The organism is Candidatus Babeliales bacterium, assembly GCA_035455925.1.
Taxonomy (GTDB): domain Bacteria; phylum Babelota; class Babeliae; order Babelales; family Vermiphilaceae; genus SOIL31.
The window spans coordinates 1-25,008 of sequence record DATIEE010000005.1; the positions used below are offsets into that span (position 1 = coordinate 1).

Annotated in this window: 19 protein-coding genes; 5 read left to right on the forward strand and 14 right to left on the reverse strand. The window is 31.3% G+C overall.

From position 1 onward, the window contains the following. On the reverse strand, positions 1-1,457 hold a 1,457-nt coding region (locus VLB80_00485; GenBank protein ID HSC24680.1), incomplete at its 3' end, for a hypothetical protein. A 232-nt stretch (positions 1,458-1,689) separates the two neighbouring features. Between VLB80_00485 and VLB80_00490 the strand changes: the two genes are divergently transcribed. Beyond that, a complete protein-coding gene (locus VLB80_00490; GenBank protein HSC24681.1) occupies positions 1,690-3,234 on the forward strand; it encodes a hypothetical protein in 1,545 nt (514 codons plus the stop codon). 223 nt (positions 3,235-3,457) lie between these two features. On the opposite strand, the gene VLB80_00495 is transcribed toward VLB80_00490, so the two are convergent. After that, the gene (locus VLB80_00495) at positions 3,458-3,625 is read right to left on the reverse strand and encodes a hypothetical protein (GenBank protein ID HSC24682.1); all 168 of its coding nucleotides are present in this window, start codon (positions 3,623-3,625) and stop codon (positions 3,458-3,460) included. Between the two features lie 618 nt (positions 3,626-4,243). Between VLB80_00495 and VLB80_00500 the strand changes: the two genes are divergently transcribed. Continuing rightward, a complete protein-coding gene (locus VLB80_00500) occupies positions 4,244-6,364 on the forward strand; it encodes a hypothetical protein (protein HSC24683.1) in 2,121 nt (706 codons plus the stop codon). Positions 6,365-6,586: 222 nt separating this feature from the next. On the opposite strand, the gene orn is transcribed toward VLB80_00500, so the two are convergent. Further along, on the reverse strand, positions 6,587-7,192 hold the full coding sequence (gene orn / locus VLB80_00505; GenBank protein HSC24684.1) for an oligoribonuclease: 606 nt from the start codon (positions 7,190-7,192) through the stop codon (positions 6,587-6,589). A 76-nt stretch (positions 7,193-7,268) separates the two neighbouring features. On the opposite strand from orn, the gene VLB80_00510 reads away from it, so the two are divergent. Continuing rightward, positions 7,269-8,132, forward strand: coding sequence for a hypothetical protein (locus tag VLB80_00510; GenBank protein ID HSC24685.1), 864 nt, complete (start codon positions 7,269-7,271; stop codon positions 8,130-8,132). On the opposite strand, the gene aspS is transcribed toward VLB80_00510, so the two are convergent. The 4 genes from aspS to VLB80_00530 all read right to left on the reverse strand — a co-directional run bounded on the left by aspS (position 8,109) and on the right by VLB80_00530 (position 13,011). Continuing rightward, positions 8,109-9,884 carry an aspartate--tRNA ligase gene (gene aspS / locus VLB80_00515; GenBank protein HSC24686.1) on the reverse strand — a complete coding sequence of 592 codons (1,776 nt, stop codon included), beginning with the start codon at positions 9,882-9,884 and terminating at the stop codon, positions 8,109-8,111. The genes VLB80_00510 and aspS overlap by 24 nt on opposite strands. A 154-nt stretch (positions 9,885-10,038) precedes the next feature. Then, positions 10,039-10,608, reverse strand: a complete 570-nt coding sequence (locus VLB80_00520; protein ID HSC24687.1) for a hypothetical protein — start codon at positions 10,606-10,608, stop codon at positions 10,039-10,041. 106 nt (positions 10,609-10,714) lie between these two features. Continuing rightward, positions 10,715-10,966, reverse strand: a complete 252-nt coding sequence (locus VLB80_00525) for a hypothetical protein (protein HSC24688.1) — start codon at positions 10,964-10,966, stop codon at positions 10,715-10,717. A gap of 116 nt (positions 10,967-11,082) precedes the next feature. Then, the gene (locus VLB80_00530; protein HSC24689.1) at positions 11,083-13,011 is read right to left on the reverse strand and encodes a hypothetical protein; all 1,929 of its coding nucleotides are present in this window, start codon (positions 13,009-13,011) and stop codon (positions 11,083-11,085) included. A 160-nt stretch (positions 13,012-13,171) separates the two neighbouring features. Here VLB80_00530 and VLB80_00535 point away from each other — a divergent pair, with 160 nt between their 5' ends. Further along, positions 13,172-14,059, forward strand: coding sequence for a deoxyribonuclease IV (locus tag VLB80_00535; GenBank protein HSC24690.1), 888 nt, complete (start codon positions 13,172-13,174; stop codon positions 14,057-14,059). A gap of 600 nt (positions 14,060-14,659) precedes the next feature. Here VLB80_00535 and infB read toward each other — a convergent pair. The 4 genes from infB to VLB80_00555 form a co-directional block, all read right to left on the reverse strand. Then, entirely contained in the window at positions 14,660-16,651 is a 1,992-nt protein-coding gene (infB, locus tag VLB80_00540) for a translation initiation factor IF-2 (GenBank protein ID HSC24691.1), read from the reverse strand. Between the two features lie 21 nt (positions 16,652-16,672). Continuing rightward, a complete protein-coding gene (nusA, locus tag VLB80_00545; protein HSC24692.1) occupies positions 16,673-17,746 on the reverse strand; it encodes a transcription termination factor NusA in 1,074 nt (357 codons plus the stop codon). Positions 17,747-18,332: 586 nt separating this feature from the next. Next, positions 18,333-18,902, reverse strand: a complete 570-nt coding sequence (locus VLB80_00550) for a uracil-DNA glycosylase (protein HSC24693.1) — start codon at positions 18,900-18,902, stop codon at positions 18,333-18,335. Between the two features lie 95 nt (positions 18,903-18,997). Beyond that, positions 18,998-20,500: a clostripain-related cysteine peptidase gene (locus VLB80_00555; protein ID HSC24694.1), complete on the reverse strand. Its 1,503-nt coding sequence runs from the start codon at positions 20,498-20,500 to the stop codon at positions 18,998-19,000. Positions 20,501-20,773: 273 nt separating this feature from the next. Here VLB80_00555 and gpmI point away from each other — a divergent pair, with 273 nt between their 5' ends. Next, complete coding sequence (gene gpmI / locus VLB80_00560) at positions 20,774-22,294, forward strand: 2,3-bisphosphoglycerate-independent phosphoglycerate mutase (protein HSC24695.1); 1,521 nt, start codon at positions 20,774-20,776, stop codon at positions 22,292-22,294. A gap of 163 nt (positions 22,295-22,457) precedes the next feature. On the opposite strand, the gene VLB80_00565 is transcribed toward gpmI, so the two are convergent. From VLB80_00565 to truA, 3 genes are all read right to left on the reverse strand, one after another. Continuing rightward, a complete protein-coding gene (locus VLB80_00565; GenBank protein HSC24696.1) occupies positions 22,458-22,961 on the reverse strand; it encodes a hypothetical protein in 504 nt (167 codons plus the stop codon). Positions 22,962-23,134: 173 nt separating this feature from the next. Further along, on the reverse strand, positions 23,135-23,683 hold the full coding sequence (locus tag VLB80_00570) for a GNAT family N-acetyltransferase (protein HSC24697.1): 549 nt from the start codon (positions 23,681-23,683) through the stop codon (positions 23,135-23,137). A 10-nt stretch (positions 23,684-23,693) separates the two neighbouring features. Continuing rightward, complete coding sequence (truA, locus tag VLB80_00575) at positions 23,694-24,461, reverse strand: tRNA pseudouridine(38-40) synthase TruA (protein HSC24698.1); 768 nt, start codon at positions 24,459-24,461, stop codon at positions 23,694-23,696. Between the last annotated feature and the right edge of the window lie 547 nt (positions 24,462-25,008).

The window sequence follows — 25,008 nt, forward strand, 5'->3', positions numbered from 1 at the left end:
AATTCACCAAATTCTTTTGCTTTAGTATCTTTTTCTGTTGCCGATAAATCTGTTCTATGTTCTAATATATCGGGATGATCTTTCTTCTGATAAGCTCTAACACGTTGCATAATTATTTTAGCTGGCGCATCAGATGGTAAATTGAAATGCGTCGTTAATTCTTTAATTTTAATCTTATCTTCCTTAGAAACATGTGGAAAATCATCTTGTGAAGATTCATACTGCTGTTGACGTTGCCGTTCTTCCCATTTTTCACGTTCACCACGCAAGAAGCCTGTTTTTTTCCATTCTTGATATTCTGATTCATCAAATTTCACCTCAGAATCAAAGCTTGATGTAGATCGATTCCAGTCTCCTGTTTGCTTAATATATTCCCATTGTAATATCTGTCCCTTTTTAGAAATATATTCCTCACGTTTTTTCTCTTCTTTCATCTTATCTCTATATCCTTGCGGATTTGCTTCTATTTCTTGACGTTCTTTTTGTATGTGATGTAATTCTTGCTTTAGTTTTTGATCTGATATCAAGTACTCTAGGATAGGATCTAATTCTTTAAATAATTGTTTAAACGAATGTTCATCCATAAATGAAAGAGATTCATGGTAAAAAGATTTTGGCTTATATAGTTGTTTATAGGCTCTCATCAATATTTTAACATAACCTAACATGTAATTTTTTTCATTATCCGGATTTATTTGCATGCCTTTATTTATCAATTCTTGAGCTAATTTTATATAATTCAACTCATTATGTAGTGTGGTATAAAATCCAGTAGCGCGTTCACCTGAAAATAACTTATAAAGAACTTCGTCCAATATTGTTCCTTTAAAAGTATACGACGATTTAATGCTATGAGGGTAAAAACTAAAAAGAGTTGTATTTAAAACAGATTCTTCTGTTCGAAGATTTTTTTTGTCTTCATATTTATCAATTTCTGGCATTATAAATGTTTTATAGCTTTCATCTAATTCTATTATGCCATTTAGTTTTTCTTCTGCCTTTTTGCGATCTTCTTCATCAAAAATACGTACATCGCGCATAAGGCCAGCTCTATCTACTACGCGTTTTGTATGTTCAGGGTAAAGTAATTCATGTAATATCCCTTCAAGACCTTTAGTTCTAAGCTCAGAATATAAAGCTCGCTCACTAGCTTTAACTGGTTTCCAAAGCCATGACTTAATAAAATCAACCACTCCCCCTTGACCTATAGGTTTAGCGTTTTGTATGGGAGTAGTACTAAATAATTTTTTTTGTTCACCAGGACATACAAGCCGATCTCTATGACTTTGTGTATTTTGCCATTGCTGAGCTGATTTTTGCATTGCAACTTGAGAAAGAAGTTTTTTATTTAATTGGACTTTCTTGGAGTACTTTGAGGCAAACATTCCTTGCATAGACACAGAAGAACTAATGAGCAAGATAATTATTAAATAATACAGTTTGTTTTTTGTTTTCATTTTAATATTTCTTTATTCAGCAAATTATACTGTTATCATATATTCAATTATATAATAACACAAAATCTAAAATCAACAATAAAAAAACAAAAATATCTCGTAAATAATCTTTATATCTTCAACAAAAGCTAATTTTTAATTTTCTATAATAAAATTGACTATAATTAACCAAATATTATTGTTAAATGTATACTATAAACACATTAGGTAATAATTATGTTAAGGAAAAAATATGCGCTTTTTCAATACAGCAGGGCCTATAAACCCACAAGATCATTACTATGTTCCTCATCGATTAAATGAGGCTGAACTACAACAGCTTATTGAACAAAAAAAATATTTTATTCTTCACGCCCCACGTCAAAGTGGAAAAACTACTGCAATTCAACTGTTTATTAATGAATTAAATACTACAGAAAAATATGAAGCTCTCTATATCAATGTTGAACCTGCTCAAATTGCACGAAATAATGTAAACAGTGGTATGGAAATTATTTTAGGACAATTGCGTAGTAGAGCAAAAATAATTTGTAATCCACATGATCCTATTTTTATAATTATAGAAAAAGCATTAGAAAAACTATCGGGAACCAGTTTTAAAGATGTTATGCAAGCATGGAGTACAGAACTCATTAAACCAATAATTCTTTTTATCGATGAAATAGATTCACTGGTTGGTGATACATTAATCTCTGTTTTACGGCAACTTAGAGCAGGATATGCTGATCGACCCGATTATTTTCCACAATCAATTTGCTTAATCGGTGTTCGTGATGTCCGCGATTATCAGATCTGGTCACCTGAAAAAGATAACTTTGTTCTTGGTGGTAGTGCATTCAATATAAAAGCTGAAAGCCTTACTCTACCTAATTTTTCATTAGACCAAGTACGAATGTTGTATCTTCAACATTCGGATGAAACTGGCCAACAATTTACCGATGAAGCAATTGAATATGCTTATCATTTAACACAAGGTCAACCATGGCTAGTAAATGCTCTCGCATATCAAGCATGCTTCAAAGATGTTACTGATCGTACTATACCAATTACTAAAGATGTTATTGAACTAGCAAAAGAAACATTAATTTTACGACGAGACACGCACATTGATCAACTTATAGACAAATTAAGAGAGCCACGCGTATATAACATTATTGATACTATTATCAGTGGCACGGGAGAGGAAGCAGATTTTCCATCAGATGATTTACAATATGTGCGCGATTTAGGATTAATAAGTCAAAAAGGAATTGCTATCGCTAATCCTATTTATCAAGAAGTTATTCCTCGGGCGTTAGCTTATACTAAGCAAGAAGGGATCAATCAACAGTTATCTTGGTACCAGCATCAAGATGGCTCATTAAACATGCATAAACTTTTGCAAGCATTCACTCAATTTTATCGTGAAAATTCTGATATTTGGTTAGAAAAATTTGCTTACAAAGAATCAGGACCACATATTTTGTTAATGGCATTTCTGCAACGCATTATTAATGGTGGTGGTAAACTTCATCGTGAATATGCCTTGGGAAGAAAGCGTGTTGATTTATTACTTGAATGGAAAAATCAGCGGATTGTTATTGAATTGAAAATTAAACGCGGTGAAAAAACTGCTCCTGAAGGTCTAGCACAAACTGCTGAATATATGGATATTAATAATGCTACCGAGGGGCATCTTGTTATTTTTGATCGTAATCCTAATGCATCATGGGATGAAAAAATATCTATCACAGAAAAGCAATATGAGAAACATATAATCACGATGTGGACAATGTAAGTTATATTTATACAAAAAAATTCTTACGAAAATGTTTAAGTTCAGAAATTGATTCATACACATCGCTTAATGCACGATGACGATCTGACTTTTTATATTCATGAGGCAAAGTCAAAAATGAAATGCAATGCCTAATGTTTTCTGATTGACAACAATTGCCTCTGTCACCGACAAGGCAAGCTTCTTCCTACTCTCATTTAACTTGTCCAATGAAAAGTCTTGCCTAAACAAATCCTGATGGTGTTTTACGTGATAAGATTTTTCTTGGCATATGATTAATCATTTTTTTAACCCTCTCAACATACTCCTTGGTAATGTTTTCAGCAAGGTGATTAACGAGAAGGTAACGCCTTAACATGCATCTAAATGTTCTATAGCGTATTTTTACCATTGCTTACCCCCGTCACAAAAATATGTTTCTATTCCGAGGCTCTTTAATTCAGTATGATCAGTAAATTCAGTACCGTTGTCGAAAGTAATGCTTTTAATCGTAAGCTTTTCATCAATAATGCGCTATTTCTATTAATTTCTCTTGTTATTGTCAAGGGCCTCCTGTCAATACAATGCGCTATCATTTTCTTTGATTTTCATTTTGATAGGCCTATATAAACTTTGTATCTTTCGTGATATGATAATTATTGAAATTGTCTCATGATTTGCAACGCCTTTCATACATAAAATTATTCTTAAATTATATTCTATCAGAAAGTTATTACATTTCATATTAGACTAAGCCTTTGCGCACATATAAGAACTTATTGCTTTGCTACAACAAAAAAACACAATCGTTAATTTGACAATAATAACAAATGAATATAAAATATAGTGTATAATGCTAATTAAAATAATGACATAATACTACATATAGAAACTAAATAATCATACTAAACAGCCATTATTATTATAATTATTACATTATTTTAATATTACACATATGCAAATGAAACAACAAAGGGATAGTTCCCCTTTATCAAAACAGAAAAATATAAAAAAAAAGAGGAGAACTATTATGTCATCTACACAGAAATATATTTTATATGGTTTGTTTGTTTTTATTTTTGCCATTACTGCCGAGAAAAAAATAAACTCTGGCTTTAATCCACAATCATCATTATATGAAAAAATCGCTCAAGAAAATTTAAATGCAGTTGTCGAGTTACGTGATATAATGTCCAGCAATACAATTAATGCTCTTGTTAGTCAAGAAAAACAGTTCTATGAATTAATTGAGGAATCGCTTGCTAAATCACTAAACTTACCAAAAAAAATAAAGAGATCCGCAATTTTTAAGTTGTTAGGAGAATGTGACAGTAGATCTTTAGAAGATTCTAATGTCCTTGATGAATTATCATGGAAAAATTTAGAAATATTATGCGGCCCAAAAACAAATCCCTCTCTATGTTTGGCTGAAAAACTTGATCGAGCTTCAACCGAAGCGGGCAAAGCAGTTTTATATCGTAAAATAATTCAGCCATTATCAAGTAGCGATGCAATTCGTGCGCAGCAACATACTATTAAAATGCTTCTTTCTCATGAGAGTTTTTTTAGTTCAATCAATATTAAGCTAGAAGATTTAGGAAAAACAGAGGATGTGATATTATCATTTTTCTGTGAAGATTTATTTTATCCACTTTTGATGCAAAATACATTTGCTATAATAGGACAAGAAAAAATTCCTTATCTGAAAAAATGTGTTAATTGGTGCAATAAAAATGAGGTCATACTTGAAGTAAGAAGTATCACTCGTTTTACTCTCAATACAATGCGTAATCTCAGAAATATCATTGGCACACCACTTTTATGTTGTTATGGTTTAAGTCAGACTATAGGAATCGACTCGCCCCAATTACTTAAAGACTATAGTGTTGGCCTTAATCTAGGACAACTTAGTAAGTTTGCTATTTTTGGTAGTATATTTTATGCATTACGATGGGCTTATGAATCATCTATAACGAACGGGCTCGTTAACATAAGTGACGGCTTAATGGGTTTACAAGAAACCTACAACTATCATAATAACTTTAAGACCGGAATTATTTTTAGCAGATGTCTTCAAACTAAATTAATTCATGTTGCAACATACATGAATAATATAAAGCAAGTAGTTGATGAGGCATCACGTTATACAGAGTTAGCATCTTTGCCAGTAATAAAAAAACTGAAGCTAACCTTTGAACAGCTTTCAGATGATTCTGATGTACGCCATTTACTAGAGCTTCTATCCACAAACACTTTTAAAGGTACAGTCTCATTTTTCTCATATGAAGGAAGATTGATATCTGCTTATAAGTTAATGCATGAATTAAAAAATAAATTTGCCCCTTTGATCGCAGCCGTTGGCGAACTAGATGCACAAATGTCTATTGTACGACTTTATAAAGAGTTTGAAAACAAACAGATTACCTTTTGTTTTCCAACATGTATTAATGATCAAAACACTCCAGCGATAGCAGCAACCGATTTTTGGAATCCTCTTATCGATGTTGAGAATGTGGTTGCTAACACATTACGTCTTGGCGATATGTATAATCATTGCAGAAATATTGTGGTTTCTGGGCCTAATGCAGGAGGAAAAACAACTATCACTGTACGTGGTTTATTGATTTGTATTATTTTAGCACAATCGTTTGGCATTGCTCCCGCACAATCATTAGAATTTACTCCATTTGGTCGCATTATTACTTATCTGAATATTACTGATGATATTGCTAAAGGTAACTCAAAATTTACCGCTGGGGTAGAACGGGCATTAGAAATTCTTGATGTGATAAGAAAAACGACACCATCTGAGTTCGCACTTACAGCTATAGATGAAGCATTGGATGGTGCTGCTTATAAAGAATCACAGGCAGCAGCCTATGCATTATTTGAAACTATTGGAAAATGTAATACTGCTATTTGTCTTACCACAACACATTTACCATTAGTTTATGAGTTAGAAAAAACAGGTGCTTTTGCCAACTATAAAGTTTCAGTTGCGTTTGATGAACAGGGAAATATTTGTTACCCTTACAAGCTTGAACCAGGAATATCTAATCAAAACATTGTATTTAACGTATTAAATGAAAAAGGTTTTGATCACGATTTTGTAGCTCGCTCAGCAGAAGTGCTTCAAAATATGAGAAATTAATTTTTCTACAATAGAACTGGATGTGTGATTAGAAAAATTAAACGTTATAAAAAACTGCTTCTGAAGGTCTAGTACAAACTGCTGAATATATGGATATCAATAATGCTACCGAGGGGCATCTTGTTATTTTTGATCTGTATCATGGGATGAAAAAATATCTACTACAGAAAAACAATGTGAGAAACATATAATCACGATATGGGCAATGTAAGCGATACATCTTTATACAAAAAAATTCTTACGAAAATGTTTAAGTTCAGCAATTGATTCATATACATCACTTAATGCACGATGACGATCTGATTTTTTATATTCACAATTTTTGTTGCTTGGATACCATCGACGCACCATTTCTTTAATACTGGTAACATCAACAGTACGATAATGAAGATAAGTCGAAATATTTGGCATATATTTATCTAGAAAAACACGATCCTGCCATATAGAGTTTCCTGCGAGAATTCCTGTGTGAATCGGACAATATTGTTTAATAAATGCTAAGGTTTCTTCATAAGCTTGTTCTAATGTTGTTGTTGATTGGCGAACAGCTTCAGTCAATCCTGTTTTTCCATGATGATCTTGACACCATTTACCCATTGCAGTTAATCTCTCTTCTGTTTGATGAATAATAAATGAAGGACCTTCAGCTATTACTTCTAGTTGACCATCAGTTATAACTGTTGCTATTTCTAAAATGACATCATGAGATATAACCAATCCTGTCATTTCAAGATCAAGCCATACAAGATTTCCAACAACATCATTTTTTGCCACAACAAATACCCTCTCTCTAAAAATATCATATATATATCCTACAAAGGATATCATTCACTTGCCTGCTTGCCAATGATCAAATTGTTTTTTATAGTGAAATAAAATATATAAATTTAAAAAAGGTAAAATAATGAATACCATATATAAAAAAAAATTTATTATAGTAGTAACTGTTTCTTACGTATTATTATATTTATTATCACCCCTATATGCACACCAACAATCTGATGAATTTGTCACAATCGCAATATTAGCCAAAGATAAAGCCCATACGCTTCCTTTGTACTTAACATGCATTGAAAACCAAACATGGCCAGCACATAAAACATATCTTTATATTAGAACAAATAATAACAACGATGAAACAGCAACAATTTTACAAGAATGGATTACACGTGTTGGAAAAAATTATGCAAAAATTTACTTTAATGATACTGATGTAATTGAACCCGTACAACAATTCAAGCAACACGAATGGAACTATATGAGGCTTAAAGTAATATGCACACTTAGACAGCAATCCATTGATTGGGCTTTGCGCCATAACTCTCATTATTTTGTAGCAGATTGTGATAACTTTATTTATCCTGATGTTATTGAAGCTATGATGCAAACATATCAGCCGATAGTTGCACCTCTATTACGGTGTTCGGGCAATAATTCCAGTCCTTACTATTCTAACTACCATTATGCTATTGATGAAAATGGTTATTATAGTCATTCTCCGTTTTATTACACGGTGTTTAATCAAGAAGTAAAGGGACTTATCGAAGTCCCCGTTGTTCATTGCACCTATTTTATACGTCGTGAATTTCTCAATAAATTAACATATGATGATGATTCAGCTCGCTATGATTATGTTATTTTTAGTCATTCAGCTCGCAAACAAAATATTGCCCAATACATTGATAACAGAAAAGAATATGGATATATTACATTTGCTGAAACTAGTGACGATTTAAACAAAGAACTATTTATTGATACCTTTAATTGATTGTTGCAATCCATATTCCTTAAGTTGTTTATCTTCTACCGGTGTTGGTGATTCCATCATTGGATCATAGCCTCGCGCAGTCTTTGGAAATGCAATCACTTCACGAATAGACACTGCATTAGTCAATAACATAATAAAGCGATCAATTCCTAAAGCAATACCTCCATGCGGTGGAAACCCAAGTTCTTGTGCTTCTAATAAAAAACCAAATTTTGATTCAGTCTCTTCTTTACTCAAACCAAGGACATTAAACACTTTTTCTTGTACATGGCGATCATGAATACGAATTGATCCACCACCAAGTTCAATACCATTCAAAACAACATCATAAGCACGCGCTTTTATTGTACTAAGCTCTTGATGTTCCCAATCATTATTTGGTGATGTAAATGGATGATGTTTTGCATTCCATTGTTTTTCTTTTTTATCATACTCTAGTAATGGAAAATCAGTTATCCATGAAAAATTAAACTGATCTTGTGGAATAATATTAAGCTCTTTTGCAAGATCTTGACGTAAGCGACCTAATATTTCCCATGCAGCTTCATATTCACCTGCAACGAGAAATAGAACACTTCCATTCATAACTCCATTACACAAAGTTGCTGCACGAGCAAAAAAATCTACTGGTAAAAATTTGGAAACAGGTGAACTAATATTATCGGGACTCTCAAGATCTATCCACAACAAACCCTTAGCGCCTAACTTTTGAGCTTTTTCCACCCAACGATTTAGTTCAGAATGAGTAAAAGTATGATTAGGAACATGAATTCCGCCAATTTTTTCACCCTTATTGATAACATCACGCAAAAATTTAAGTTCAGTATCAGCAAACAAAGAGGTAAAATCATTGATTTTTAAATCATAACGTAAATCTGGTTTATCCGAACCATATGACGCAAATGCTTCATCATATGTTAAACGTTTAAATGGTATTTCTAATTTTTTATCCAATACAGTAGTAAAAACATAAAACAGCAACCGTTCAATTAAGTCTTGTATAACATATTCTGAAATAAATGACATTTCAATATCAAGTTGCGTAAATTCTGGCTGACGATCTGCTCGTAAATCCTCATCACGAAAACAACGCGCTACCTGAAAATATTTTTCCATCCCTCCACACATTAAGATTTGTTTATATAGCTGAGGAGATTGTGGTAATGCATAAAATGATCCTGGATGAATTCTGGAAGGAACTAAAAATTCTCGTGCACCTTCAGGCGTATTTTTTGTTAAAATAGGAGTTTCAATTTCGTAAAACTTCTCATTATCTAAGAATGTACGTATCGCAAAAATTACCTTATGACGTAATGCAAAATTATTGTGCATTTCAGGACGTCGTAAATCAAGATATCTATATTTTAAGCGCAACTCTTCATCTATACTATCATTACTATCAATGGAAAACGGCAACATTTTTGCGCTATTTAAAATTTCAAGATCTTCAATAAGTAATTCCCATTTACCTGTTGGCAAATCCTTATTAATAGTTTCAATAGCACGTTCAACTATGGTTCCCGAAACTGCTATAACATATTCCGAACGAATTTTATGTGCAATTTCATGTATTTTTTTTGAAAATTCAGTATTACAAACAAGTTGCATCAACCCCGTACGATCACGTAAATCAATAAAGATTAACCCTCCATGATCTCTTCTACGATGCACCCAACCAAAAAGAATAACTTGTTTATTTAAATACTGTTCATTAATTAAACCGCACCCAGTTGTGCGTTCAGACATGTGCATATAAAATCCTTAAAAAAAATTTTTCTCAATGAATCTAATTTCAAGCAACTAATACTGCTAATTATAACAAAATAAATAGTAAAGGATAACACCTCATTTTTGCGATGTTATCCTTTGCTATTTAAATAAAACTCAAAATAATGATATTTATAAATCAAATCCTTGGCGCTAATAACACTTGATAAATAAACAAAGCAGAATATTCTTTGACTGCATCTTCAGTCAACGGATATTCTGCATTTTTTTTCATAAAATTTAATCTATCTTCTGGTGTAATCTTCGGCTTTATTACCTGAAGAGCATACTTAGGGTATTTTTCTTGTAACAATAATCCTGAGATAATATTTCGAACATGACTAATAGACAATTCCGTATCCGCAGTAATACCATATTGAGAAAGAGTTTGCCTCTCTATAGGCGAAATTGATGAAGACAGGTTAGCTTTTTGATATCGCTGAATAGAGTTTTCTAGTTTTTTAAAGGTAATTAATGTTTCAACGTCATTATTACATGTAGATAAATCTGTAGCCATCTGATGTAATATGGAAGCTATTGGATTATTATTTGGAATTTCATTAGTATTAATTTTAGTATTTACAAAATTAACTGCGCGAACTAAATGATCTGAAAAATATTTTTTTTCTTCTGTTGTAAATTTGACTAAATCCATTGCTGCAATATAGGAAATATTACATAACACGATAAGTATAATAAATTTATTCATTCTCTATCCTTTTTTTGATGTAAATAATTAAACTATAGAAAACCAACTATAAGCTTTGTTGTCAATAATTACCATTAATTTTTCCCTATTTTTGATATAATTTTCATTAAATTATTTTATTTTTAGAACTTTTCTTTTTCACTTCTGTATATAAAATTTTTTTTTCTATAAAAGGCACTGGGTATAATGGATGAATTGTACAATGTTTTTCTTCCTCAACTACTATTATTTCTTTCTTATCTAATTCTTTTATTAATTTTTCCATTTTCTCCCAATCTTGAGGTGTTACTTTTATTACATTCATTGCCGTAGCATAAAAAGTAGTACATACCATAATAATTACAATAAAAATGTTCATTCTTAATATCCTTTTTACTTAACATGTATAATTAAAATATAATGTAACAAAAAAAACCACAACCAAGACAAAGTATAACCTTATCTTGGTTGTTATAAAATATTCAAAAATAATTTTTAGAAAGTGTAAATTAATCCCATATTGAATGTATAGGCAACGTTATTACCCAAACCCGCAATACGATCTTGAATAGCGGTAGGATTCTCATTATTTGCAAACGCTCGTTCTTCATCAGTAAGCACTGGAGTACCCATACGATCTTTATAATGCGATCCAGGGAAAAATATTGAAGATACCCAGAAAATTTTAAGATCTTTTAATAAACTATAATTCATAAATAATGCTGTTTCAACACCAAGGAATGTTCGTGCATTACCAATCTGACGCTCCTGCCAAAATGCAAGAACATTAGGATTTATTTCAAACGGTTTTTTCCAAGATTTTGGTTTCCATTTTAGTGATGTACCACAATAAATTAAGTTAGTAAAACCAGAAACTGCTTGTGCTTTTGTGCTTGGTGCTTGTACATCTGACGCTGCTGGTGTTGAAAGCAATCGCTTTAACCTTCCTGCTCCACCAAGCAAATAATTACTTCGTACACGTTTTCCAGAATATGTTTCTTGTAACGTAATCATACCATCATATGTACCATCTTTTGTTTCAAAATTAGGATTATCATCACCTGATGCAACACCTGCTGCTGCTGCAAGTAAAAGATCTTTCTCACAAAATGAATATGCTGCATCCGCTACAAACATCCATCCTCTATAGGTATTAGTATAGGGGTTACCAAATCGACCCTTACTATTTTTTAAAACAATAGGACCTGTGGTTATATCAGTTAAATATCCCAAGGATGTAACTTGCCCAATTTCTTGACTATTTTGTGATTCATTTCTGAATGTTGTATTAATAATTTTTTGCGCATCACTACCAGGAACATAAGGAGCTAATTCAGAAATCTGCTCTCCTCTTAAATTAGTATAATTAGCGGTAACATTGTCATTTACTAAAGTAACAACACCGCCTCTATTATTTTCTTTAAGAATATTGCGATCCCAACCTTTTACCCGTTGTTGACCAAGATTAACGGCATAATCAAAGCCACACTCAAAACGCTTTCCGTAAAACTCACTTGCAAGTCCTACCGTCCCAAGCTTACTTGATGCATCAGAAGGAAATTCAATTTTTTGCTCAGGATCATTGTTATATAATCCATATGGTTCAAGAGACAACCTACCAAGCCATGCATTATCAAATACATTCCAATTAAATCGTCCTGCAACTATATAATTAACTTTACCAAAACCGCGTTGAGGATTAGTAATTCCTCCAAATTCTTGAGCTAATACTGTTTTTTCAGTATCCGCTAAACTACCACTATTGTTCTGCAAAATTGCTGTATATAAATCATATGATACAATTTTAGGAAAAATTTCTCCGGAAAATTTTGCACCAAATGCATATTGATCAACAACACTATCAGCATAAAAACCAAGAATTTCAGGACCAACCGCATATGCATCACCAAGAGCAATACCACGTCCCAGCTGAAAAGGAAAAGAGCCAATAGTAAAAGTATGTATATTCTTAAAGGGTAAACTAACCGCTTGATTAATGTTAAATTGTAACCATAACTGTCTAATCCAAAAAATATGTCGCGGAAATCCATGTTTATGAGTCCCTTTAATAGCATCAAGTACTTTTATATCAGAAAAGTTTGTACTTGCTATACTTTCAGAATTTCCCCATACACCCTTATTGCGAAGCTGAAAAAGAAATTCTGCAATTGAATTTCCATATGTTTTTGAACCATATTTTAGGTCAAAATTAAGATCTAGTACATGTTTAGAAACATACATTTTATCAAAATCATTATCATTATTTAACCAGTTAATGTTTTTGCCAAAAAAAGATTCTGGCTTATAAACTCCAGAAAAAGTATAAATAAAATCATTATGAGTCAGCTCTATTTCAGCAGATAAAAAACTAATAGAAAAAATCTGTACTGCAATAATTGCTAATAAGGACCCCTTAACGCGCATGTCTTCCTTTAATTTCTGTATAACGATAAAATAAAACAAATTAAAACAGGTAAAAAATTCGAATTTTTATTTGAATAGATTACTCTAAAACAGAATACGCCATTGTACTAATTTGTCAAACAAAACAACTTTTTTAACCCTATCTATAAAAGGATTTTCAATGAAAAAAAAACATTCATTATTATTCGGTGCTCATATGTCAATATCCGGTGGATTGGATTTAGCTATACAACGTGGAGAATCCATAGGATGTACCGCAATTCAGATATTTACAAAAAGCAATCGTCAATGGTATGCAAAACCTCTAACCGATCAAACAATAATAACCTTTAAAAAAGCCTGGGAAGAGTCCTCAATTAAATCAATCATTGCACATGCATCATATCTCATTAATATTGGCTCACCTAATGAAGCGACCGAAAAAAAATCACTAGAAGCCCTTATTTTAGAATTCAAACGATGCGCAGATCTTACTATACCTTATCTCGTTATACATCCCGGCTCACACACTAATACCGATGAAGAATCATGTATTACTCGTATTAATAATAATCTCAATACATTGTTTGCAACAGTACCTGACGGTACAATTTTATTGGAAACAATGGCAGGGCAAGGAAGTAATGTTGGCTACACTTTTGAACAACTAGCTCAAATTATTGCATATTCACCTTATAAACACCGTTTAGGTATATGTTTTGATACCTGCCATGCTTTCACTGCTGGTTATAACTTTACAACAGAAAAAATGTACCATGATATGTGGGAAAAATTTGATAACATCATTGGTATTAAGAAACTTAAAGCTATACATGTTAATGATTCACAACAAGGCATTGGATCACGTGTTGATCGCCATACAGATATAGGCAAAGGCAAAATAGGCTTAAAATCATTCGAACTTTTATTTAACGATCCATTATTTTTTGATATTCCTAAAATTTTAGAAACTCCAAAAAATGATCTAACTGATGATAAAAATAATATGAATGTTTTAATAGGATTACTCAACACAACAACAAAAAAATTATTAAATTATGATAAATAATAAACAATAGAAACTGAGATAATAGATTATATTTTTAAAAATGAGCTAAGAAGAAAATTGTAGTATAATCATCCAAAACATAATCCATTATCCCGTTACTAAACAGTGCTTTCAACCATCCCTTTTAACTAACCACTAAATAAAAAGGAATCAAGGTATTTAAAAGCATTACTAATTCTGAACAACAACAGAAAAAAAACAATTTTTTTTTTCTGTTGTTTTACGCAACAACAAAAAAACAACAAAATATAGACTGTTTTTAAAAAAAGTTGTTGCTGTATTAAAAAAATAGAAAAAAGCAACAAATAATAATTTATCCATTTATAGCATAAATCATTACAATTATCCGAGAAAATTGGAAAGATATCATTCTAATTGATAATTTCGGTATCAAAATATTTTTTTCTGAGACTTTTTAATGGTGTTTCAAAAATATTACTACAACAAAAACACATAATAATTATATAAATAATTCATATGTCTGAAATATCATATAAATTATAATTTTTTGATATAAAAAAATAACATAAAAAAAACACCGCTATTCACGGTGTTCAAAAATTATTTTTTTAAAAAATAGACTAAATAATATAATTTCTTTTATTTTTTAGGTATATCAATAAAACATTCGACACGATCATCTTCAGCCCATTCAGAAAAACCATTCACTATAAAACCACATTCAAAACCGGTGAATACTTCTTTTACTGATTTTTTATCTCGTTGTAAACTTGTAATTTTACCTTCACCAATTTTATTTTTTCCCCGCCATACAACCACATATCCATCACGGACAAAACGACCGTCACGGACAATTGCACCTGCGATAACACCAATTTTTTTTATATCAAAAACACGAAGAACAAATGCTTCACCAATTTTAGTGCGAACCATTTCAATGTCTTTAGCTTCTTGTGCAATTGCATCCAACTCTTCAAGTAATTTATAAATAATACCATAGTATAAAATAGTTACTTTTCTTCGATTAGCAAGAATATGCGCATTTGTTTCAGTTTTTACATTAAAGCAAATAATGCGTGAATTAGTATTAAAAGCGAACTCTATATCACTTTCACTCACATCACCTATCTCATGACGTAAAATATTAAAACCTTTTTTTAATTTTTTAGAAAGGTGATCAATACCTTCAATAATTGCTTCAAGTGATGAATAATTATCTGCTTTCACAAGAAGATTGATACCCTTTTCATACATAAGACGATTGCCCGCAAAAAATATTTTATTATCACCCGCTGATTTTGTTTTTAAATATTCTTCTTTTGAGATAACTTTAAAATAATCGCCTGGCTCAGGTTTTCCATCAAATCCTGACGCTTGAGCTGGCATTGCGGGAGTAACTTCTTTGATACGTTTATTGTATGAATCAAATAGAGAACTAATATGAGCAGTTGTACTGCCACATGCTATGTAATCACCAACCTTTAAAATTCCATTTTGAACTATAACAGTCGCTACAGACCCACGTCCCACTTCTAAACTTGACTCTAAAATATATCCATTTGCAGGAACATTAACTTCTGCGCGTAATTCCATCATTTCTGCTTGCAAAGCAACCATTTCTAACAAACGATCAATACCCATTCCTGTTTTTGCTGAAACTGGAACACATATCACATCTCCACCCCAATCTTCTACCGTAAGTCCATGTTGATTAAGTTGTCTTTTTATAACTTCTAAGCGAGCAGAATCAACTTTATCAATCTTATTGATGGCAACAACAATTGGTACCTGCATAGAAAGAGCATATTTTATCGCTTCAACAGTTTGGGGCATTACACCATCATCAGCCGCAACAATAAGAATAACAATATCTGCAACCTTAATACCCCGTTGTCGTATTTTTACAAAAGCTTCATGACCGGGTGTATCTAAAAAGACAATATTGCCATGTGGTGTAGTTGCTTCATATGCACCTAAATGTTGCGTTATACCACCCTTTTCCTTAAGGGCAACACGCGTTTTTCTAATATAATCAAGAAGTGTTGTCTTACCATGATCAACATGGCCAACAACAACAACAACTGGTGCTCTTTTCTTTAAGATTGACTTACCCATTGATAGTTGCTTATCAAGCTTAGCTACTTCTTGCTTTGCTGCACCTTTAACAACCGATATATCATAATGGGTTGCAAGTCGCTGAACTATATCTTCAGATATAACTTGATTTTTTGTCGCTATAATACCCCATTTAAGCAAAGTGACAATAACATCAGTTACTGATTTTTTTATTTTTTCAGCAAATTCTGATACACTCATTTGGCGTATTGATAGTACAATATTCGTAAGATTACCAGCTGACTGATCTTTTTTTGCAACAACAGGTTCTTGATATTTATTTTCAGAAATTTTAGGTGATGATTGTGGCGTTATTACTGACAATTCAGATACTTTCTTTTCAGGTAAATTAATAGTTTTTAGTTTATTTGTTACAAATGAGGTATTCAAAAATGCAAGAGCCTTCTCATCTAAAATAGACATATGACTTTTAATATCAAAACCATGTTCTTGCAATTTTGCTATAAGGTCTTTATTCGAAATATTATTTAATTGGGCAAATTCATATATTCGCATAATAAAAAATTAGGTTTCTTTTTATATTTCTTCATTAGTTAACACTTCATTATCAACACTTTTTTTGTTTTTTTGTAACTCATCCTCACGAATTAATTGAATATTAACGCCAGTGATTTGAGAAGCTAATGATATATTTTGTCCACTTTTTCCAATGGCAAATGATCGTTGATCCTCACTCAGCCAAACACTTGCTATTGTGTTATCAGAATTCAACTCGACTTTATCAATAATTGCTGGTTTCAAAGAATTTTTTACCAATAATGATAGAGAATCACTCCAAAGAAACACATCTATTGTCTCGCCACCAATTTCTTTTAAAATTGGTTTTATGCGACTTCCACCAACACCTACACATGTTCCAACTGGATCAATATTTCTATCATGAGAAAAAACAGCAACTTTTGATTTATATCCTGGAGAACGCACTATTTTTTTAATCTCAACTAATTTTTCAAATACCTCTGGAATTTCTAAAACAAATAATGCTGTTAAAAATTCGGGTGAAATTCGATCTAAAATAAGTTGATTATCACCTTGTGGTTCAACAAGAACTTCTTTTAATAATGCACGTATAGTATATCCAACAGCAAACTTTTCACCAGGAATAGAGAGAGAATATGGTAAAAAGGCATAAACATCACCAAATTTGACAGATATACCGTTACGTTCAAATTTATGAATGGTACCAACAACAATATGTCCTTGTTTATTTTTAAATCGATCATAAACAACTTGCGCTTCCACTTGCTTAATTCTGCTTGCGATAACTTGTCGAGCCTTTAATACTTCAACCCGGCCAATTTTTCCTTCAAATGGAACCCATATATAGTCATCTAAAACGCTATTTTTGTTTATATTACGAGCTTTTTTTAAGCTTATTTGATTATATTCATCATCAACAGAAGTTACTATTTTTTTATAAACAAAAACAACAAGATCACCTGTTGAATTATCTTCTTCTACTTTTAAAATAAGATCAGGGTATTTGCGTTGATAGGCAGCAAGCATGCCTTCCAATACAATTGCATTTAAAGATTTTTTCTCTAAGCCACGCTCTTCAACTAATTCATCTATTACATCGGCAAGTTTCACAAGCATCCTCAAATCAATGTTACATAATATTTTTTATATAACGATAAAATAACTATTTTGACTAGAAATTACGAGAATAAAAAAACGCTACAAGCATTTTATCAAATCTTAATATTTAAAGTTTATTATAATTATCTTCTTCTGGCAATAGTAAACCATAAAATAAATGATGAAGTATCAAAAAAAATATGTCTTAATTTTAAAAAAATCTATGCGTCTATTATTATCTTATAAAAGAATAGATATATTTCTTAAGATAATAGGCGAGAGGGTGCTTGGTGCATAACTTAGATATTTTTATCTGGATATGCTCATCTGATCGTATTAATTTTTTTTAAATGGGTGGTGCATAAGTGGTGCATAACTTGTTCATAACTCTGAATATGTCCAACTGGTGAATGATTTCAAGTTATTTTTTTTTAATATAGCGATGTAGACTATGTATTCATGTGCTCAAAAAACAGTTAAAAAAAAGTTATGAACAAGTTATGAACAAGTTATGCACCACTTATGCACCACTTATGCACCACCCGTTTAAAAAGAAAATTACCCATTTTTATCGTATATATTTTTGTCTATTATGACTTTAAATATAAGAAATTGCTTTTTTTAGGTCAGTAAGTAGCTCGTTTGATTTTTTTATATTTCTTAATATATATGCGGGGTGATATGTTGGTATAATAGGAATTCCATTAAACATTAATTGAGTTCCGTGTATTAAATTCATTTTTATAGGTATATTTAATAATGCTTCAGTTGCTGCTGTGCCCAGAGTGCAGATAATTGTTGGTTGAATGATGTTGATTTGATTGATGAGCAAAATATCTTTACATGTTTTGCTTTCTAATGATGTTGGCTTACGATTTTGTGGAGGGCGACATTTTACGCTATTAGTAATGAATATTTCTTTTCTATTAATACCAATTGAGGTTAGCATTTTTGTGAGAAATATGCCGGATTTACCGATAAATGGAATGCCTTGTTCGTCTTCATGTTTTCCTGGTGCTTCTCCAATAATCATAAGTCGTGCATCGGGGTTGCCTTCACCAAATATTACTTTTTGTCTTCCTAATGTTCCCAGTGGACATGCTAAACATTTTTGATAAGGCCTATATAATTCTTCTAACTGCAATTGTTTTTTTTCTTTTGTATCCATTATTTTGCCAGATAATTATCTATTGTTGATATATATTTTTATTATAATACATTATACTGAATTCGTGTAGCGCTTAAAATTTATAATGTATATATTTAGCCAAAAACATAGCGAGATAAAAAAGAACCCCATGCATTAGCGGTGATAAAGATAGATTCTTTATATGAATTGTGAATGCTGCGTTCTGGAAAGTATATAGCGATGCCTTGCGCGTTTTTTAAATTTTTACCAGCAACATTGGCTATAACGAGATGTTCAATAAGTCGTATTCCTTCATCTAATTTCATAATAAGAGTATTTTTGAGCATCGGGCTTATTTGCGTGTTTTCTGTTGCAAGCTTTCTTAGGTTATTGAGCAAATTTTTATAAAAATGATGTAAATCTATATATGTTGGCTCATCAAAATGTGTACATAATAATTTATTTTTACTTTCTTTTATGATCGATAAAATACTGGTTCTATGTTTTTCAAGACATTCAATTAGTAATTTTGAAACATAATCAACATTTTTTTCTAGTAATTCAATAGAATCAAGATTGATTGCTGCTAATGTATAATCATTGGTTATTGTTTGATATGTTTTATCATAGGCTGCGATAATATGACGCGCAAATGTTGATGTATCCAATGGTGTTTTGGTAAATGGGTAGAGTACTTCATCGTATTTCCATCCCATACCAAGTTCAACCTCTTCTGAGCCAATCATTATTTCGCTGTATTTTTTTATATATGAACTTACTTCTAACATTGACATTAAGCATGCATCAAATCCAATTAAGCCAAATTTTTTGCCGCCAAGACAATTTTTACATATTGTTTGCAATGCTATTTCTAGTTTTCTGTTTGATAAATAGTTACCGGTGGTATCATCCCAGCAAACACCACGTTGTTGTGGTGTTAGATGATCAATTGCATCCATAAATTCAATTGATCTGTCTAGGTCAAGTCTATGTGTTGAGGGATTGAAGACAAATAAATCCATGGGATTTATAATTTTACCATGTGGTGGTTCAAGAATTCCTGTACCGTGATTCCATAGGATAAGATCATATTCATTTGCTGGGTAGTTTTTAATGGCCCATTCACAAAAGGAGATTAGCGTTGATGGATTACCGCTATCCATTTGTTGCGTTAAAATATCATGTTGATCAACATGAATTACTTGATTTTTTTCAATAAAATAGCGGCGAGTTATTTTTTGGTTACCTGATATGCGGATGTCTAAATGAACAACAATTGTAATGTTTTGATTAGATCCAATATTTGCCATTTGTTGAATATTACGTGCCGCAAATGGACGTAAATCATTATCTGCCGCCATATAAACCATGAGGGTGCGGTTGCTTTTTCCATTTTTTGTTAATTTTTTATTACAGTGTACTTTTTTTGAAAAAATAGTTTTATATGTTTTAATTAAGCTTGTTTGACGTATTTCATCGCAAAAATCACACTGACATAATTGGTATATTACTTTGTTACGTAAAATTTGTTTTTTATGAATTTTATGCGCACTTATTGTTCCAATTGCTAAACACAAAATTATAGGAATGTATGTATTAATAATTTTAATAAAAAGTTTGATATTTTTTGACAACATTACAAGACCCCTATTTTTATTTGTAGTCAAACTAATATTTTTTATGTTAGAAAATAAAAAATATCAGAATCAATATTTTGATTGTTTTTATTGTTAGTTGCAGTGATAATTGAGTTAAGCATTTTCTGATAAAAAATTATTCGTACTAGTGTAGTGAGTTAATTTAGTGGCTAGATGTATGAAATTTGAAAACAGTATAAAATTATTGTAAAAATAGAGAATGTTAAAAAATTGCTTGAGGATGTAGTACGAATAATAAAAAGAAAAATATATATGAAATCTATGCATCCTGTTGCACTTGTTATTCTTGATGGTTTTGGTTATTCAGTTAAAAAAAGACATAATGCAATTGCACATGCACATATGCCTTATTTTACCCAGTGGTGGAATTTATATCCTCACGCAATTTTACAAGCAGCAGGAGAAGCTGTAGGTTTGCCAGAAGGTTTTAGTGGTAATTCTGAGGTTGGTCATTTAACACTGGGTGCAGGACGTATTATTCCACAACCAATGAAACTATGGTTGCAAAGCATTGAAGATGGTTCATTTGAGCACAATCATGAGTTTATTAAGCAATGCAAACGGCTTAAGGAAGTTGGTGGATCTTTGCATATCATGGGGTTGTTATCTGATGCAGGAGTGCATGCTCATGAAAAACAGATACATGCTTCTATCATGTTAGCAATTAATCTTGAAGTAAAAAAAATTATAATACATCCTTTTTTAGATGGTCGTGATACACCACCGCGATCAGCATATATATATTTAGAACGATTAACGCACTATATAAAACAATATAATAACGGTCGTGTAATTCTTGGTTCATTACAGGGACGTTATTATGCAATGGATCGTGATAATAATTGGGAAAGGATCGAACAAAGCTATCGTATACTTACGGAAAAACAAAATCATCTCTATGATTCGTGGGAAAAAGTTCTTGAATATAATTATTCACATAATATTACTGATGAATTTATTCCACCAGTACAACTTAATTCGGATGGTTATATTCATAATGGTGATGGAATTTTGTTATGTAATGTACGTCCTGATCGTGCGCGTGAATTAACCGCAGCTTTTATACAGGAACACTTTTCTCATTTTATTGTCAAACCTCTTAATCTTACGTTTTTCATGACACCTGTTGCATATAGTGAAGATTTTTCAACTGCGGTATTATTTCCCAGAAAACCGTTACATAATACGCTTAAAGATGTTCTTGCTGCGCATAGCAAAACCATTTTCACTATTGCTGAGACAGAAAAATATGCACACGTAACATATTTTTTTAGAGGAGAAAATGAAGAGACAGTGATAGGTGAAACACGAATAATGGTTAATTCTATTCCTGCACAAAATTATATAGATAATCCACGTATGTGCGCTGAAAAAATTACTGATGAAATAATACAATCATTATGTAATAATGCAGCTGATTTTTATCTTATTAATTATGCCAATGCTGATATGGTTGGCCATTCCGGTGATTTTAATGCAACCGTAAAGGCTGTGGAATATCTTGATGTGCAACTTAAAAGATTATATGACGTAATTGTACAAAAAATGAATGGAACATTATATATTACTGCAGATCATGGTAAAGCAGAAGATATGTATGATGACATTACACAGCAGGTACGAACTGCTCATACAAGTAATCCTGTACCATTTGTTATGATACGAAAAAATGTCGAAGGTTCTTTGTTTACATTGCCTATTGCGCAATTATCCCATGTAGCTCCTTTTATTTTAGATAACATGAAAATACCCGTTCCTGATGAGATGAAGTAATAAAAATTGTATTTTTGTGTTTTAATTTTTGATAGAGATGGTTATTATAGTTTGCAATTGAATTGAGATATGATAATGTACATCTTTACAATATTTTTTTGAAGACAAAAATACTCAAGAAAAACATGTGGGATAAATGTAATGCTGCAAAAAAAATAATGCGCTATTTACTTGTTGTCATTGATTTTATCATACAGAAAAACAGTATGGTAAGAGTTTCAGGATGGGTGATTTTTTCTGCAAACATTCTTACGGTAGGATTAATATAATTACCTATAGATTTTGGCAAAACATCACATTCTTTTGCTACTTGCTCAAACGTAACTACATTATCATGTACCATTTGAGAACCACGACGAATACTATAATTTAAAGCGAAATGGAACATTCCTCTACAAAGAGCTAACTTAAGTATTCTATTTCTATCTTTTTCATCATTACTAATTGAATATTTGATTAATCCCTCATCAATTACTAAGCCTATAGATGATACAAAAGCTTTTTTTGCATGTTTATTTTTATCAATAAATTTATCTGCTGCCATTGATCCAAGAATTACCCCATACCCGTGATTTTGTGCTAAACCTATCACAGCCATTATATTATTAGCATATGTCATCATTGCTATTGCCGCCCAAACTCGAAACATTGTACGATATGTATTCATCAAAAAATCTTTTCTAAAAAAAATTATATGTATATATCAGCACTAATTTTAAATAATAAATTAAATTTTGTATAGTATTATTATATAAATTTTGTTCTGTAAACAAGAGCATTTATAATGTCTAAATATATTCTTAAGTACATTGATTTTGTATATCTTTATTACTAATGTGGTCAATATTCAAAATAAAGATAACCATTTTCATTAAATTTTTCTTTAAATCCAAGTTCTTTATAAATCCGTTGAGCGGGAAGATTGCTTACCCGTGTCCATAATGCAATGTGATGAACACCCATTTTAAATAATTCTTGCATAGCATGCTGAGCTAATATTTTGCCATACCCTTTTCCTCTAAAATCATGAGCTACTGCTAAGAATAATAAACGGCCTAGTTGTGAGTTTTCCATATAATATGCAGTAAATCCTGCAAGTTTATCATTTTCGCGAAGTACTTTAATGTGTAATGATCCAAAATGCATAGGATTTGCATCGGGTGTACGATATTTTATCATGAATGCTGGTGAAGATTCATCACTGGCTAGAAGCCAATACCAATTTTGATTAAAAATATCTAGAATTGCTTGCGTATCACGAGTGGAATTAAAATCATAAATGGGACCCTGCGCAGTAGTAACATAATATTTATATATTCCAAAACCAGAACACATTGCTACAATAGAGCCGGTTACTATAATTATTTTTCTTATACGTTGAGTGAACATGAATAATCCTTTAGTTAGTTTTTTTATAAATAATTTTATAGAGCATTAATCCTTGTGCAGGAGCATTAGGTAAAGTATGACGTGGATTACATGCAATCATTATATCCTGTAGTAATTGCAAAGAATGATTGTTTTTTGATGCAACAGATAAGCTTGCACCAACAATACGCCTAATCATATGACGTAAAAATTTTTTGCCTTTTACTACAATACGATATGCTTTATATCGCGGCAAATATTCTAAAGTAATTGAATCAATGGTACGAATAGTATTGATACGTAAATCCTCGCTACTTTTAAATGAACAAAAATCATGCGTACCAACAAAAAATTGTAATGCTTGTCTGAGCATATCAAAATCTATTTTATAGGGATAAAAATAGCCATAACGCTGAACAAATGGCAAGGGGCGTTCTGTAAAAAAATGATAATAATAAATTTTTTGTTCGACATTGCAAAATGGGTTAAATGAGTCATTAACTGGTTCTAGTGAGCGAATCATAATATCAGCAGGCAAGGCATTATTCCAAGCCCATTTAAGGCGATCTGATATAATTGAAAGATCTGTTTTGATATATGCAATTTGTCCTAATGCATGAACTCCAGCATCAGTGCGAGATGCACCTAAAACTTTTACTTCGGTTTTGAATGCAGCTTTAAACGCATAATTTAATGTTGCAGCTATAGATGATTTATGCAGTTGCGCTTGCCATCCAAAATAGGCTGAACCATCATAAGCAACGACTAACTTATATGACTGCATGATTTTTATGTTCATAGTAAATTCATTAAAAGACTCAATAAGCTTACCTATTATTCAGTAGCTTATTAATGATATAAATATAACTTATTCCTTTAGGATAACATAAAAATTGAAATAAATCTCAATAAAAAGTCCTGGTTAGATCCTGGATTTGTATTAAGATTTATTAGTCGTAATTTACGAGTAATAATTATTTTTTGGTTTTGACGTTTTGTTGATCATTATTTGAACTTTATTAAGCAGATCCGTGTCTTATTAATCTAATAATCTTGTAATATTATCATACATTCTATTTCTTTCTCTTGATTATTAATAATAATGTAAAAATTTTGTTGTCAGCTAATACGCAGCCTTTTAGTTATAATCTTATGTGAAATTAATAATTTGCCAAATGGGGCATCTTGGTTCTTCATAATATGCCTGTAGAAATATTATCGTATTCAGGGTATAATAATTATTGAAATGTTCTGTTAAATATCAACATCTTTCATAGATAAATTATTTTTAAATTGTTTCTATTATAAATATTAATTATTATATTAGAACTATTGCCTAAGGAAGT